The following is a 14363-nucleotide window of genomic DNA, read 5'->3' on the forward strand; positions in this document are numbered from 1 at the left end:
CAGGCGAGCCGAGCAATACGAAACGCGCCCCACAACACACACACGCCCCACCCGGTCGTTGAGCGAGCGAAGCGAGACGAAACGTCCCGCCACGCGCATCTACTCGCCCCGTCCGGTCGTTGAGCGAGCGAAGCGAGACGAAACGTCCCGCCACGCGCATCTACCCGCCCCACCCGGTCGTTGAGCGAGCGTAGCGAGACGAAACGTCCCGCCACGCGCTCCTGCCCGCTGACCCGGGTCAGAAGGGCGCGACCACCTCACCGGCTGTGTCCTGAGCCGGTGGTGGATCGGGCATGAACACCACCCGCGGTGGTGGATCGTCGGTGTACTCCAACCCCGACGGCGCGGTGAACCGCAACCTACCGCCCGGTTCTTGCACGACCTTCCACCCGGCGGCCTGCTTCATCGCATGGTGCCGTCTGCAGAACGCCCCGACATTGTCGACATCGGTCTTCCCGCCCAAAGCCCAATCCTCGCGGTGGTCCCAGTCGCAATCCCGCGCGGGGCGCCGGCAGCCGGGGAATCGGCACCGGATATCCCGCGCCACCAGGTACCGCTTCTGCTCCGCCGTCACAAACCTCCGGTCCACGGCCAGCACCGCCCCAGTGATCGGATCGAGGAACACCCGATCGAAGCTCGGAACGTTCCCGGCGAGGATCTTCGCCGTCTCGGGGTCGACGGCGCACTTTCCGTCCAGTTCTGCTCCACCGGTGGTGGTTCCCGCGAGGGTCGTCGCCGGCACCGTGACCTGCACGTGCGCTCGAATCGCACCCAACCCACCCTCGACGGCACCTCCGGTCGGGTCGACCGACGGTGACGAGGTGAGCAACATGTCCAACAGCACGTCGGCCCGGATCTGATCCAGCGTCCGCTCGTCAAACCACACCTCAGCGGGCTCGGCCGCCCCGCCAGGGCCGGGTGCGTCGGTTGTGTCGGTTGCGTCGGCCACAGTCGGCTCCGCCACATCTGCGGCAGCGTCTCGCGCCGCGGCTTCCCGGCGAGCGGCACGGTCAACGGCCTTGATCGCCTTCCCCTGCCGCGTCAACCGGTCATGCACCCCGTGCACCTCAACCGACGGCCCGATCACCCCCAGCATCGACATCCCGTCACGCAGGTCTTCCACCCACACCCGCCGGTCCAACACCGCCTCATCATGGCGTTCCTGCATCGACTTCGGATTGTGCTTCTCCGCTACCTGCTCGGCAAACGGCCGCACCCGACCCGCCGAGGTTGTCTCTGCGTAGGCGAGCACTTCGGTCTCGTATGCCGCCCGCGCGTCGTCATCGACCAGGTTGGCGCCGGCGTCGACGATCACCCGAACATGCGCACGAGACACTCGGCCGTCCCGCCAGGCTTCCCATGAAGCCGCGAACTGCGTCACCGTGCGATGCGCCTCGAACAACTGCGACTGCAACGTCCGATCACTCACCCGCGCGTCCACAGCGAGCTCCGCCGCCATCGACCGCAACGGCATCTCCCGCTCCCGCGTCGACGCATCACGCAACCGCGACGTCTGCTCCTGCACCAACGCGAACGCATCCGCGTGCGTGCGCTCCAACTCGGCGAGCGCGTACGCCGCGAGAGCCCGAAATCGGCTTGCTTCGGCGACGAGTTCGCGCGTACGGAGAGCATCCGCCTCGCGCTGCTTTTCGTCGCTCATTTTCGCCCCGATCCGTTGCTTCGATCTACTTTCAGACTAGGGAGGGCCACCGACATTCCAGCCCACAAAAGCGCCGATTGCACGTGAAATCGACAAACTTCTTCACGAGACCATGCCTTTCCGCCGAGACCATGCCTTTCGCGCGCTCAAACCCGGGCGCTGACGCATGACTCAATCGCTTCCCCCGCCCATCTGCCGGCATCTCGACCGCCATCCCGTCGCGAACCGAGCGCACCGCGGGGCGCCCCACCCACCCGCGCACGAGATCCCTATACCCTGCGGAGCCGCGTTCCCCTACTGTGGGCGCCACCGATGGTGCAACGAGGGGGTTCGGGATGCGGCGCTTCAGCCGGCTGGGTGTCTCCGCGACGATCGCCGCGGCAATGCTCCTGATCACCGCCGCTCCCGCGGCCGCCTCCACAACCTCAGCCATCACCCTCACCGCAGCCCCCGCCAGAACCGCAACCGCCACCGCAACCGCCACCCCCGTATCCATCACCTTCACCCCGAACACCCTCACGGCGGTCCGCGGCGAGACGGTCACGACGGCGCTGTCGATCGACAACGGCTCCGACCAGCCGATGACGCAGCTGCGGGTCGGCAAGATCTCCCGCGACGACGTCACCGTCGCCTTCACCACCCAACCGCAGGCCGTCGGCGACAACGCCTCCGCCACGATCCCGGCTGGCGGGTCGCTACTCCTCCTCGCCGAGGTCACCGTGGTCGCACAGCTCCCCGGGCCGACAACGCTCGTCGCAGACGTCACCTACCGCCTCGGTGACACCCTCCGGCAGGAGGCCGCGACGCTCACCGTCACGCCGGCGACATGGCCGACGGCCGCGCCGGGCCCTCTCGCCGTCACCGCACAGGGCCCCACGTCGCTCGTCGACACCCGAGCGACCGATCTGATCTTCTTGATCACGAACTCCAGCACCGCGGAGCAGACGATCGAGTCGGCGGTCATCACCTACCCCTCCTTCCTCACCGTCTCCGTCAGCGGCGAGGGCGCCACCGGCGAGCCCGGCCGCTTGCGCCTCACCGACCCGATCGTGGTCGCACCCGGCGGGGGCGTGACGCTCCTGGTGAATGTCGAAGCCGACGACGGTGTGCGCCCGGGCACGGCGTTGATCGTGCTCGATCTCGGCTACTCCCAGCTCGACTCGTCGACGGCGGGCTTCGCCTCCGCCAGCCATTCGCTGACGGTGAGCGTGTTCGGCGAGTCGGATGTCACCACGGTCTTCACCGCCGCCTTGGCACCGGCGTTCTGGATCGTCCCGGGTGTACTGTTCGTGCTGGTCGTGTGGGTTCTGTACACCCGGGTATCACCCAAGAACCGGTTCGATCTCACGAGCGGATCCGGCCTCGCCGCCACGGCCGCGCTGGGCATCGTCTCGCTCTTCCCGGCCTTCCTGTTCCCGGTGGTCTACAACGCGCTGTTCGACCGGCAGTTCCCGGATGTCTACGGGTTCTCCGATGTGGTGGGCCTCATGGTCTTCGCCCTCGCAGCCGGGGTGGCGGTCTGGTTGCTCTTGGTGCTGGCCCACCAGCTGATCAGATCGTTCCGTTTCGAGCCGGGCGATTCGCCGGCGCGGTTGCTGTGGAAGATGCGGTGGCGTCCGCGTCAGCTGAACATCCCGTCGGCGACGGTGAGAGCCGAAGACGGCGCTGAGCAGACGGCGATCGTGCTTCGTTCCGGCTTCGACATGGCGCTCGTGGCGCCGGTGATGCAGGTGAGCGGCGGCAATCCCGACGACCTCGATGCCGCGATCACCGCACGGAGCGCCCGCGCCCTCTACCGCGCGTTGCGCCGCGGCCGCCCAGAAAACACGATCGCCTTCGTTCCCGGCGGCGCGTCGGTGCGCGAGGTGAAGACATCGGCCCTGTCGAATCACGGAACGATTTCTCCGGTGCGGCTGACATGAAATGACCGGGCCGAAGCCCGGTCAAGGCCCGCCATCGGGCGGCCCCAACCCGTCGAACGACGGTTGTTCAGTCACCACCTTGACTACCACCAACGGAGGCACCATGGCAACGATCGAGCGGATGCTCATCAGCTTCACGCTCTCTTCCGCTCTCCCCGATCTGATCGCTTCGGGCGGCGGACTGGCACAGCGCTCCGCCTACGTGCAGGCGTTCGATACCGGGGCGCTCGGCACGACGCCCGTCGCTCCCCCATGGACGGTCGACCCCGAGCCCAGCCGGTACTGGGCATCGACGGTGCCGAGCAAAGATGCGGCGGGAGCGTGGGAGAAACAGGCTCCGCTGAAAAGCCCCGACGCGGTCACTGTCGACACCACGGTCCCCGGTGTGACGCTGACCGCCGAACGGTATGCGCACCCCGGCGGAGCGAGTGTGGCTATCACCGCCACCGTCGACATCACCCTCCAGCCAGACGACGCGGTCGACCTGCACGCGCGCATCGCAACCGAACACGTGGTCACGGATGCCTCCGGCAACGAGCACTCCATCAAGGCGACCCTGCACTGGCTCCTGGATGCATGGGAGGAGGAGCTCTTCGGCGCAGCACGAGGGCGCTCCCATCGCGATCCAGACCCCACGATCGTGACCACCGTGGTCGGCACGAGTGCGCCCTTCACCACAGCCCAGGCGACTCGCCTGCTGAGGAGCTTCTGCTACCCGGGCCAGCCGCCAGGGTGGACGGCGGTGATCCCCTCAAAGAGCGGAAAGGGCAACGACTCGGTGCGGATGGCGGGCGCCCGCAGCCGAGCGATCTGGTCGCCGGCCCGGGCGTTGTCGACGAAGGACCGAACGTCGCTGGAGTGCTACCACGCGAATCAGGTGCGCGGTGCGCTCCACGCGCACCAGCTGCTCGATGTGATCAGCGCGACGCCGACCGCCGTGCATGTCGCGCCGTCGACGACGCAGGAGCTCGCCCGCCGGTCGACCATCAACCTGCGTTGGCTGCACGGCGCAGCCAACGTGAAGGTCTATCACTCCCATTTCACGCGCATAGCGATCGAGGACTCCAACCTGATTCCAACGCTGAACGCCTTCGCGGCGACCTTCTCCCTCAACCCCCCGCTGCCAACCCCCAACCCCCCGGTGGTTGAGTAGCCGCCGACCACCCCGGTGGTTGAGTAGCCGCCGCAGGCGGCGTATCGAAACCCCGCAACCCGCAGCTCTCAACCACACACCCCCAAACGCCGCGCCCCCGATGCACCCACGTATCCCCCAAAGAGGGGACAGACAAACATGGGTCGATCACGTTAACTTCTGACTGCACCCACCCTCCTCGTCCTGGATGCATGCGCGTATCCCGCTATGCTCGACGAGTTGTCACCCAATGAGATCCGTCTCATCAGGAGGCACTTCGTTCTGTTGGGGAGAACCAGAAGTGAAAGGCAATCGTGTCGATTCTTGATCGCGACACGACAATGACGTCGACAGATGCAGCAGCAACACCGATGACCGCGGCGACGTCCACGCCGCCGTTACGCCCGTCGCCGAGGCAGCGCAACTGGCGGAAGCGCTTCTCGCGTCGGCTGCGAGTGAGCGATCTCTTCGTGCTCATCTGGGTCGTCTTCGGCGCGCAGATCGTGTGGTTCGGCACCGGCAACGTCGATCTCGCGATCCACGAGAACGCCGCCATCACTGATGTCTCCTACTGGATGTTCTCTGCCGGCCTCGTCGTGCTCTGGATGTGGGCACTCAGCCTGATCGACTCCCGCAGCGAGCGGGTGATCGGCACTGGAACGGCTGAGTATGTGCGGGTCGCGAACGCGAGCCTCACCCTCTTCGGCTTCATCGCAATCACGGCTTTCTTGCTGAGAATCGAGGTGGCTCGCGGTTACCTCCTCCTCAGCCTCCCCGCCGGAATCCTCGTGCTCGTCTTCTCGCGGTGGATGTGGAGGCAGTGGCTGATCGCTCACCGCTCGATGAACGAGTACTCCGCGCGAGTGCTCCTCGTCGGCTCTCCTGACTCCGTCACCCAGATCGCGCGCGAACTGGAACGAATGCCATCAGCCGGCTATGCCGTGGTGGGTGCCTGCACCACCTCGCACGGTCGCGCGCTCACCCTCCGCAACGGATCGCTCCCGGTTCTCGGGGGGATAGACGACGTCGAATCCGCGCTCGCCACGACCGGCGCCGACACCGTCGCCGTCACGAGCACCGACGAGCTGCCTCCCGACAAGGTCAAGCAGATCTCATGGCGCCTTGAGGCCGGCAAGCAGCACCTCGTGCTCGCGCCCAGCATCGTCGACATCGCCGGCCCACGTCTTCACACGCGCCCGGTCGCGGGACTCCCGCTGATCCACGTCGAGACTCCTCGCTTCACGAAGGGGCAGCTCTTCCTCAAGCGCATGGTCGACCTGGTGGCCAGTGTGCTCGGCGTGATCGTTCTCAGCCCACTGCTCGCCTTCCTCGCCATCACCGTCCGACTCTCGAGCGAGGGTCCGGTTTTCTTCCGCCAGACCCGCGTCGGCATTCGTGGCAAAGAGTTCACCATGATCAAGTTCCGCTCGATGGTGGTCAATGCCGAGGAGTTGCTCGAGAAGCTCGCCGAGCAGCAGCGCGACGCCGGTAACGAAGTGCTCTTCAAGATGCAGAACGACCCGCGGGTCACCGCGATCGGCCGGATCATGCGCAAGTTCAGCCTCGACGAGCTCCCGCAGCTCTTCAACGTGATCGGCGGCTCGATGTCACTTGTCGGTCCGCGACCGCCTCTTCCGTCAGAGGTGGCGCAGTACGCAGATCATGTACACCGCCGCTTCATCGTGAAGCCGGGCATCACGGGCCTCTGGCAGGTCAGCGGACGCTCGACGCTCTCGTGGGAAGACACCGTTCGCCTCGACCTCTCCTACGTTGAGAACTGGTCACTCCTGACCGATGTCGCGATCGTCGCCAAGACGGCCAAGGCCGTTCTGCGCCCAGGCAAGACAGCGGCTTAGATCAACGCACCACCGCGAGCACCCGCTCGACGCATTCTTCGACGGTCAGCTCGCTCGTGTCGATGACAAGATCCGCATCGGTGGGCACCTCGTAGGGGTCGCTGATTCCGGTGAACTGAGGGATCTCGCCGCGCCGCGCCTTGGCGTACAGGCCCTTCCGATCGCGCGCCTCGCACACCTCGAGGGGCGTGCTCACATGTACCAGCACAAACCGACCGACGGCCTCCGCCTGCGCGCGCATCTCGGCCCTCATCGATGCGTACGGAGCGATCGGCGCACAGATGGCGATTCCTTCGTATCGCGCAACGAGCGCAGCGACCCACCCGATGCGGCGAACGTTCATCTCGCGGTCCTCGCGCGAGAACCCGAGGCCGGAGGAGAGCACCTGACGCACCTCGTCGCCGTCTAGCAGTGTCACCTCACGTTGGCTCTCGAGCGAGAGGCGTTCCGCGACAAGCTTCGCCACCGTGGACTTCCCAGAGCCCGAGAGGCCGGTGAGCAGCACAACAGCGCCCGATCCCGAGTGTCGCGGCGTCTCGACAAGCTCAACGGGAACCCCCGCGAGGTTCTTAGCGGCGGCGACAAGGGCGTCTCGCCACTCTGCTTCGCTGCGCACGTCGGGGTCCGGCACAGGTAGAACACGGTAGTCGACTCCAGCTTCGGTCAGACGTCGGATCGAACGACGCAATGACCCTGGAGCGCCGTTGTCGACAACGATCACCGCGCTAGGCACGTCAAGCACCTCCGCCACCGCATCGCCCGTGAGCAGCCGAGCAGCGCCGGTCAGAGGCTCCGTCACGCCCGTCAACCGCGCATGGGCGGCCTGACGGTGCCCGAGCGGCTTCAGCGGCCGCACAGGGCCAATGACGAGGTGCCCCCCGTCCACCGCGAGCGTGTGCTCGACGTTGGCATGGGCCACAGGCGTGCCCTCGCGGTCTAGGAGTTCCAGCTGTTCCCCGACAGCGGGCGCGACGGGAAGAACAAGTCGCCCAGCTCCGCGCCGGTCAAGCCTCGACTCGCCCCACGCCCCCGCGAGCACCAGTTCGATCTCTGCCAGCTGACGCTCGGTGAGGGTGTGTCTCATGCGTTGGATTCCTCCGCCTCGCGGCGCTCCCGCTCTTTGATCTTTCGTTCCTGCCGTGCGGTGGGGGGAAGACCGTGCTGCCTGCGAACAACCATCCACCCGATCGTGCCACCGAGGAATGCCGCCACGAGCGCCGCAAGAGTCAGTTCGTTGCTCACGTTCAGCATCTTGAGGCCGGCCACGAGCAACACGAGAGCGAGCGCGCGCCGAACGATTCCGCCCGAGATACGCGATGAGAGCTGGGCTCCGATGAACGCCCCCGGGATGCTTCCGACCACGAGCGGCCAGACGATGCCCCAGTCGACATCTCCGAAGAGCAGGTGGCCCGCTGCGGCGGCGATCACAAGCGGTACGGCTTGCACGAGGTCGGTCCCGACGAGCTTGTTTGCCGTCAGCATCGGATACAACAGCATCAGCGCGATGATGATGAACGACCCCGATCCGACGGACGTCAGACCGACCATCAGCCCGCCGACGATTCCTACGATGAGCGTCGGCAGGATGCGCACCTGCACCTCGGCCTGGTAACCGCTCGACGGCAGGTCCCGATCACCGCGCCGGTGCCGGGCGTACTCGGCAAGCGCGAAGTAGGAGCGCACGATCAGACCGGTCGCGGCAATCAGCAGCACAACACCGAGCGCCGTTTTGACGAAGGCGGAGAGGCCCGCGATGGGCCCCAGCAGCGCGATGATGAGCGCACCCGAGAACGCGGCCGGCACCGAACCGATCACGAGCCACAGCACGAGCTTCCAGTGAACGGTTCCGTGTCGCATGTGCACAACGGAGCCCACCGGCTTCATCGCTGCGCTGACGATCAGGTCGCTCGACACCGCAGTCAGCGGGGGAACACCGAAGAAGAGCACGAGCACCGGCGTCATGAGAGCACCGCCGCCCATTCCGGTGAGGCCGACGACGACACCGATCCCGAGCGCGGCGAGCGCGAGTCCCCAATCCACTACATCCCCCTGCTCGCACGGCTACGACCGAAACTTGCGATGCCTTTGAGTGGCGTCATGCGCCAACCTTCCATCAAGATGGGCGGGCAACGGTGAAGATAGCATTCGATCGTCACACGCATGTAACGCAGACGGTGTTCACTGTTGTCAGCATCCACGGCGGCTGCGCTATGGTCAGACTTGTCTTCCCCAGATTGGCATCCGCACTGTGACATCCTCGCTCGCGCCCGTTTCCGACGTCGAGTTCGCGCGCCACGTTGCGCGCACCGCAGCCGCTGAGCTTCTCGCCATCCGAGAGCAGGTCGGCACCTCAGACGGACGTGCCCTGAAGAACGCAGGCGACGCGGGCGCGCAGGCCCACATTGCCGCTCTTCTTGCGGAGCACCGTCCGAACGACGCCGTGCTCAGCGAGGAGGCCAAGGACTCTGCCGCTCGACTCAGTGCGAGCCGTGTGTGGATCATCGACCCGCTCGACGGCACGCGTGAGTACTCCGAGGGCCGGGACGACTGGGCAGTGCACGTCGCGCTTTGGGAGGACGGCCTGCTCACGACGGGAGCTGTGGCCTTGGGCGGCCCCGACACCGTCGTGACCACGGCCGATGGCCTCCCGCTTCACCAGCCCGCACCGAAACTGCGAATTGCGGTCAGCCGTTCACGCCCGCCGGCACTCGTCGAGTCCGTCGCCGAAGCTCTCGATGCCGAACTCGTGCCGATGGGCTCCGCGGGCGTGAAGGTGTGCGCCACCGTGCGCGGCGATGTCGACCTGTATGTGCACGGCGGCGGCCAGTTCGAGTGGGACTCCGCGGCTCCGATCGCCGTCGCTCGCTCAGCCGGGTTCCACACCTCGCGCCTCGACGGTAGCGAGATGGTCTACAACCAGCCTGATCCGTATCTTCCCGACCTCGTTGTGTGCGCACCAGAGATCGCACCACGCGTGCTCGCCGCCATCGCCGACGCGGTGGACTCCGACAGAGAGGCCTGAGGTGACTTCACCTAACCAGTACCAATTGACTCAGCTGCAACTGCTTGAGGCGGAGTCGATCCACATCATCCGCGAGGTTGTCGCGCAGATGGAGAAGCCGGCGCTGCTGTTCTCCGGCGGCAAGGACTCCATCGTTCTTCTGCACCTCGCAATGAAGGCCTTCTATCCCGCACGAGTTCCGTTCCCGATCGTTCACGTCGACACCGGGCACAACTTCCCCGAGGTGCTCGAGTACCGCGACGCGATCGTCGAGAAGCACGGCTTGCAGCTCGTCGTCGGTTCTGTGCAGGCCGCGATCGACCGCGGCGAGGTGCGGGAAGAGCCGAATGGCTCCCGCAACCGAATCCAGACACCCGTGCTCCTCGACACCATCGAGAAGAACAGTTTCGACGCCTGCATGGGCGGCGCTCGGCGCGACGAGGAGAAGGCACGCGCTAAGGAGCGCGTGTTCTCCTTCCGTGACGAGTTCGGGCAGTGGGATCCGAAGAACCAACGCCCCGAGCTTTGGAACCTCTACAACGGCCGCGTACACCCGGGCGAAAGCATTCGCGTATTCCCGCTCTCCAACTGGACCGAGCTCGATATCTGGCAGTACATCGCCGAGTACGACGTGGAGATTCCGTCGATCTACTACGCGCACGATCGCGAGGTGTTCGAGCGCAATGGCATGCTCTTCGCGGCGAATGAGTTCTGCCAGCCGAAGGACGGCGAGGTCGTCGAGACGCGGAAGGTTCGCTACCGGACGGTCGGAGACGCGACGCTCACCGCAGCTGTGGCATCAGATGCCGACACGGTGCAGTTGGTGATCGAAGAAGTTGCCGCGACGCGTGTGACCGAGCGAGGCGCGACACGTGGCGACGACCGCGTGAGCGAGGCCGCAATGGAAGACCGAAAGAAGCAGGGGTACTTCTAAACATGGACATGTTGCGATTTGCGACCGCGGGTTCGGTCGACGACGGCAAGAGCACACTCATCGGCCGTCTGCTGTATGACTCCAAGTCGATCTTTGAGGACCAGCTCGAGAGCGTCGAGGCGACTAGCAAGGGCCGCGGTGACGAATACACCGACCTCTCACTGCTAACCGACGGACTCCGTGCCGAGCGCGAGCAGGGCATCACCATCGATGTCGCCTACCGCTACTTCGCCACTCCGAAGCGCAAGTTCATCATCGCGGACACCCCCGGTCACGCGCAGTACACGCGGAACATGGTGACGGGCGCCTCAACGGCGGACCTTGCCATCGTGCTCGTCGACGCTCGGAAGGGCGTCCTTGAGCAGAGCCGCCGCCACGCCACGATTGCATCGCTTCTTCGCGTGCCCCACATCGTGCTTGCGGTGAACAAGATGGACCTTGTCGACTGGTCGCAGGAGGTTTTCGACGCGATCCGCGATGAGTTCTTCGCATTCGCCTCGAAACTCAACATCACAGACATGACGGCGATCCCATTGTCGGCGCTCGCCGGCGACAATGTGGTGAACCGCTCCGAGAACATGCCCTGGTACGAGGGCACGTCACTGCTGCATCACCTCGAGAACGTTTATATCGCCAGCGATCGCAACCTACAGGACGTACGATTCCCGGTGCAGCACGTGATCCGCCCACAGCAGAGCGCGCATCGGGACTACCGTGGCTATGCTGGCCAGGTTGCCAGTGGAGTAATGAAGGTCGGCGACGAAGTTCTCGTGCTACCGAGCGGGCTGTCCTCGAAAGTCGTCGGGATCGACACGGCTGATGGACCGGTCGACGAAGCATTCCCTCCGATGTCTGTGACGGTGCGGCTCGCCGACGACATTGATATCTCGCGCGGCGATGTGATCTGTCGTAAGGGCAACCATCCTGAGATCAGCCAAGACATCGACGCGATGGTCTGCTGGATGGACGACGTTCCAATCACGGTAGGGCAGAAGCTCTCCATCCTTCACACCACGCGGTCTGCGCGAGCTGTGGTGAAGGAGATTGCCTACGAGCTCGACGTGAATACGCTCCACCGGAGCGAGCTGGCGAGCGAACTCGGGCTCAACTCGATTGGTCGCGTTAGATTGCGCACGACGACTCCGCTCGTGGCCGACGAATACGCGAAGAATCGCACGACGGGCGCGTTCGTCTTGGTAGATGAAGCGACTAATCGCACTGCCGGCGCAGGAACAATCACCACGGCAGAATAAGACGTCCCGAATTGAAGCGAAAGTGGCGCGACTTGAAGTCTCCCAACGACGTGTCCGGCGATCAAGAGCGTGCACATCATCCCGCGATCCCTTCGGTCCTGCTCTCCGCGTTTGCTTGCTTGCCCGGAGGAGGAAGCGAGGCAGGCGTGGGATGGAATTCGCTGCTAGCCGCGCTCGACACCGCGGACTCCGTGACACTGATCACCCAGGCAGGCAACGCAAAGCCGATACAGGCCGCGCTTGACTCCTTAGGCAAGCAATCTCTCAACATTGCGACAGTGCGCTTGAGTTCGAGATGGGACGCCGTCCGACGAGCTACGCCAATTGGCCGCTACCTCTACTACATTCGCTGGCAGGCGGCGGTCGCGCGGCTTGCTCAACGATTGGAAAGGGACCAGGGCTTCAGCGTTGCCCACCATGCGACATTTGCAAGTGACTGGCTACCATGCGGCCTCCTCCGCCTCCGCGACACTCCGCTAGTGTGGGGTCCAGTCGGGGGGGTGTCCAAGACCCCCACCCGCCTGTGGCGGTATCTCGGCGCTAGGGGGGTCATTGACGAAGTATCACGCAGAATATTTCAAGGTATTTTTCGGGCCTTGCACGCCTACCAGTTGGCCAAGCGCTCCAAGCTAACGCTTGCACAGAACCACGATGTCGCCAATCGGTTCGATCGCCATCGCGAAGTGGAAGTCCTCCCAAATGCCGGCATCCAGACCCCTGCGGTATCGTGGCGGCCCACCGAAAGCCTCGACGTTGTATGTGTCGGCCGAATCTTGAGCTGGAAAGGCGGTGCCCTGCTTCTCCATGCCCTTACGCTCACTGAATCGCCGGTTCGCGCCGTCTTCTACGGCGTCGGCCCCGATCAGCGAAGACTAACAAAATTGGCTCGCAAACTCGGGGTCACAAATAGGGTCGAATTTGTTGGAAAACTTGCACGAGGCGACCTGTGGCAGCGGATGGCAACGGCGCGGGCCCTAATACACCCCAGCTTCCACGATGCATGCGCATGGTCCGTAGCCGAGGCTCTGCGCATCGGGTTGCCGACCGTCGTGTTGGATCTAGCTGGACCCGAAGTTCTTGTGCGGTCTGCCGGCGGTACCCCCGTGCGCCATGATGATCGCGAGTTGCCCGCCAAGCTAGCGCAACTTCTCGACCACCCCCCGCAGAGCATAACCACGGAGCTCTGGGCCGACAATACATACCGTGCCCGACTCGCCGAGAAACTTCGACGGGTCGCCTCGAGTCGCAGTACCACCTCTGATGACGGTCAAGCCGGGTTGAGTTAGTCGCACAAGATGTGGAACGCCGGAGAAAGACAATGAGTCGATGGCGCGGAATTGTCGGAGCTACGCCGTCAGTTCTCGACGCTAGCGCATCCGCGGGAGCCAATTTTGCCGCGGGCCTGATCGCGGTCGCGGTATTGCCTTCCGATGGACTTGCACTGTATGCACTGATTTTTAGTGCGGCTGTCGGCTCCATGACTCTCCCTCAGCAGATGGCATACTTGCCGCACCGTATTCACATCAACAAACTCGATAACACAACCCGAACCTCGTACCTACGGGACTTCGTGTCCGCGGCCCCCACAACGGCGTTGGCCGTGACCCTCGTCTGTGCGGCAGGACTGCCACTCGCCCAGCAGACTGAGGTAGGTCAATACTGGATTCTCACCGCCAGCGCGGCCGCTTGGGTAGTCGTTTCGCCGCTGCAGGACCACGTTCGTGCTAGTTTGCACATATCAGGTGAGCACCTAAAGGCTGCCCTGATTTCAGGAATTAACCTCTCTACCGTCACCGCTGTTATCCTCGCGGGTTTGCTTCTTCCGTTTTCCGCGAATCATTCGACGCTTCTCCCCTTTGGCTTACTGGTAATGAGCAATATGATCAGCGCGATAGTGGGGATGATGTTGCACCGGGGTATTCCCGCTGAGCCACGGCGCGCAAAGCTAACACCCATGCTAGCGTTAGCAACATCTGGAAGCGCCCTCGTTTATCAGGGAAGCGTCTACACGACTAACACTATTGTTGCATTACTTCTTTCAGCTGCAGCCCTCGCGGAACTGGAAGCGGCCAGGATCGTAGCGCAACCCGTCTTCGTAATTGGTGCCGCGCTGTTATCGCAATACATGCCAGACACGATTCGACATCAACATCGAGGCAATACGCAGGAAGTGCGAAAATCACTCGTCCGCCATGGAGCAATAGTATTTGCGGTAGGCACTGGCGCCCTCGCCATCCTTCCCGCCATGTCAGACGCAGTCTCTAGGGTGGTTGGGCGCCCGGTGGACGGACTACTAGCGGGCTTTCGCGCCATATCATTTTCGAGCAGATCGGCGGTCATGCCGCTAGACACTCTTGCGATCGCAGCAGGAAAATACCTTCGAGCAATAGTGCTCACGCTAGTAAGCAGCCTGCTGGGCCTCCTCATCCTAGTTGCATCGGTGCCCTTGATTGGAGTCTACGCGGTACCAACCTCAATGATCATTGCAGCAGCTACTCGCGCTCTTCCGGAATTGCCGAGACTCTTTCTTAGAAGGTAGGGCCATTCTCAATCCCTTAGCTTGAGAATGGAACCATCCTTCATGTGTTGAAGCGGCACAACGCTC

12 protein-coding genes are annotated in these 14363 nt (G+C 64.2%); 7 read left to right on the forward strand and 5 right to left on the reverse strand.

Annotation, left to right across the window (positions count from 1 at the left end):
- Window positions 1–238 precede the first annotated feature (238 nt).
- Window positions 239–1660, reverse strand: a complete 1422-nt coding sequence (locus tag ACGG9C_RS15985; RefSeq protein ID WP_390178883.1) for a DUF222 domain-containing protein — start codon at window positions 1658–1660, stop codon at window positions 239–241.
- Window positions 1661–1995: 335 nt separating this feature from the next.
- Between ACGG9C_RS15985 and ACGG9C_RS15990 the strand changes: the two genes are divergently transcribed.
- Both ACGG9C_RS15990 and ACGG9C_RS15995 read left to right on the forward strand, forming a co-directional pair.
- Complete coding sequence (locus tag ACGG9C_RS15990; protein WP_390178884.1) at window positions 1996–3582, forward strand: hypothetical protein; 1587 nt, start codon at window positions 1996–1998, stop codon at window positions 3580–3582.
- A gap of 103 nt (window positions 3583–3685) precedes the next feature.
- Complete coding sequence (locus ACGG9C_RS15995) at window positions 3686–4735, forward strand: hypothetical protein (protein ID WP_390178885.1); 1050 nt, start codon at window positions 3686–3688, stop codon at window positions 4733–4735.
- Between the two features lie 244 nt (window positions 4736–4979).
- Here ACGG9C_RS15995 and ACGG9C_RS16000 read toward each other — a convergent pair whose 3' ends face one another.
- The gene (locus ACGG9C_RS16000; RefSeq protein WP_390178886.1) at window positions 4980–5192 is read right to left on the reverse strand and encodes a hypothetical protein; all 213 of its coding nucleotides are present in this window, start codon (window positions 5190–5192) and stop codon (window positions 4980–4982) included.
- A 25-nt stretch (window positions 5193–5217) separates the two neighbouring features.
- On the opposite strand from ACGG9C_RS16000, the gene ACGG9C_RS16005 reads away from it, so the two are divergent.
- A complete protein-coding gene (locus ACGG9C_RS16005) occupies window positions 5218–6570 on the forward strand; it encodes a sugar transferase (RefSeq protein ID WP_390178894.1) in 1353 nt (450 codons plus the stop codon).
- A 1-nt stretch (window position 6571) separates the two neighbouring features.
- Here the strand turns inward: ACGG9C_RS16005 and cysC are convergent, their stop codons facing one another.
- A complete protein-coding gene (gene cysC, locus ACGG9C_RS16010) occupies window positions 6572–7654 on the reverse strand; it encodes an adenylyl-sulfate kinase (protein WP_390178887.1) in 1083 nt (360 codons plus the stop codon).
- Complete coding sequence (locus ACGG9C_RS16015; RefSeq protein WP_390178888.1) at window positions 7651–8610, reverse strand: sulfite exporter TauE/SafE family protein; 960 nt, start codon at window positions 8608–8610, stop codon at window positions 7651–7653. The genes cysC and ACGG9C_RS16015 overlap by 4 nt, the downstream gene beginning before the upstream one ends.
- Before the next feature lie 208 nt (window positions 8611–8818).
- Between ACGG9C_RS16015 and ACGG9C_RS16020 the strand changes: the two genes are divergently transcribed.
- Genes ACGG9C_RS16020 through ACGG9C_RS16030 form a run of 3 tightly spaced genes read left to right on the forward strand, consistent with a single transcriptional unit; the run spans window position 8819 to window position 11758 of the window.
- A complete protein-coding gene (locus ACGG9C_RS16020) occupies window positions 8819–9592 on the forward strand; it encodes a 3'(2'),5'-bisphosphate nucleotidase CysQ (protein ID WP_390178889.1) in 774 nt (257 codons plus the stop codon).
- 1 nt (window position 9593) lies between these two features.
- On the forward strand, window positions 9594–10505 hold the full coding sequence (gene cysD / locus ACGG9C_RS16025) for a sulfate adenylyltransferase subunit CysD (RefSeq protein WP_390178890.1): 912 nt from the start codon (window positions 9594–9596) through the stop codon (window positions 10503–10505).
- Window positions 10506–10507: 2 nt separating this feature from the next.
- Window positions 10508–11758, forward strand: a complete 1251-nt coding sequence (locus ACGG9C_RS16030) for a sulfate adenylyltransferase subunit 1 (RefSeq protein ID WP_390178891.1) — start codon at window positions 10508–10510, stop codon at window positions 11756–11758.
- A 629-nt stretch (window positions 11759–12387) separates the two neighbouring features.
- Here ACGG9C_RS16030 and ACGG9C_RS16035 read toward each other — a convergent pair.
- Window positions 12388–12564, reverse strand: a complete 177-nt coding sequence (locus tag ACGG9C_RS16035) for a hypothetical protein (protein ID WP_390178896.1) — start codon at window positions 12562–12564, stop codon at window positions 12388–12390.
- Between ACGG9C_RS16035 and ACGG9C_RS16040 the strand changes: the two genes are divergently transcribed.
- Window positions 12532–13044: a glycosyltransferase gene (locus ACGG9C_RS16040; RefSeq protein WP_390178895.1), complete on the forward strand. Its 513-nt coding sequence runs from the start codon at window positions 12532–12534 to the stop codon at window positions 13042–13044. The genes ACGG9C_RS16035 and ACGG9C_RS16040 overlap by 33 nt on opposite strands.
- Window positions 13045–14363 lie beyond the last annotated feature (1319 nt).

This window comes from Microbacterium sp. MTN4-26, from assembly GCF_042846595.1.
Classification (GTDB): Bacteria; Actinomycetota; Actinomycetes; order Actinomycetales; family Microbacteriaceae; genus Microbacterium; species Microbacterium luteum.

What these genes read in the sequence shown, in the direction of transcription:
- ACGG9C_RS15985 (WP_390178883.1), bottom strand. Translation starts at nt 1,660, where the DNA reads ATGAGCGACGAAAAGCAGCGCGAGGCGGATGCTCTCCGTACGCGCGAA.
- ACGG9C_RS15990 (WP_390178884.1), top strand. Translation starts at nt 1,996, where the DNA reads ATGCGGCGCTTCAGCCGGCTGGGTGTCTCCGCGACGATCGCCGCGGCA.
- ACGG9C_RS15995 (WP_390178885.1), top strand. Translation starts at nt 3,686, where the DNA reads ATGGCAACGATCGAGCGGATGCTCATCAGCTTCACGCTCTCTTCCGCT.
- ACGG9C_RS16000 (WP_390178886.1), bottom strand. Translation starts at nt 5,192, where the DNA reads ATGAGCACGAAGAGATCGCTCACTCGCAGCCGACGCGAGAAGCGCTTC.
- cysC (WP_390178887.1), bottom strand. Translation starts at nt 7,654, where the DNA reads ATGAGACACACCCTCACCGAGCGTCAGCTGGCAGAGATCGAACTGGTG.
- ACGG9C_RS16030 (WP_390178891.1), top strand. Translation starts at nt 10,508, where the DNA reads ATGGACATGTTGCGATTTGCGACCGCGGGTTCGGTCGACGACGGCAAG.
- ACGG9C_RS16035 (WP_390178896.1), bottom strand. Translation starts at nt 12,564, where the DNA reads ATGGAGAAGCAGGGCACCGCCTTTCCAGCTCAAGATTCGGCCGACACA.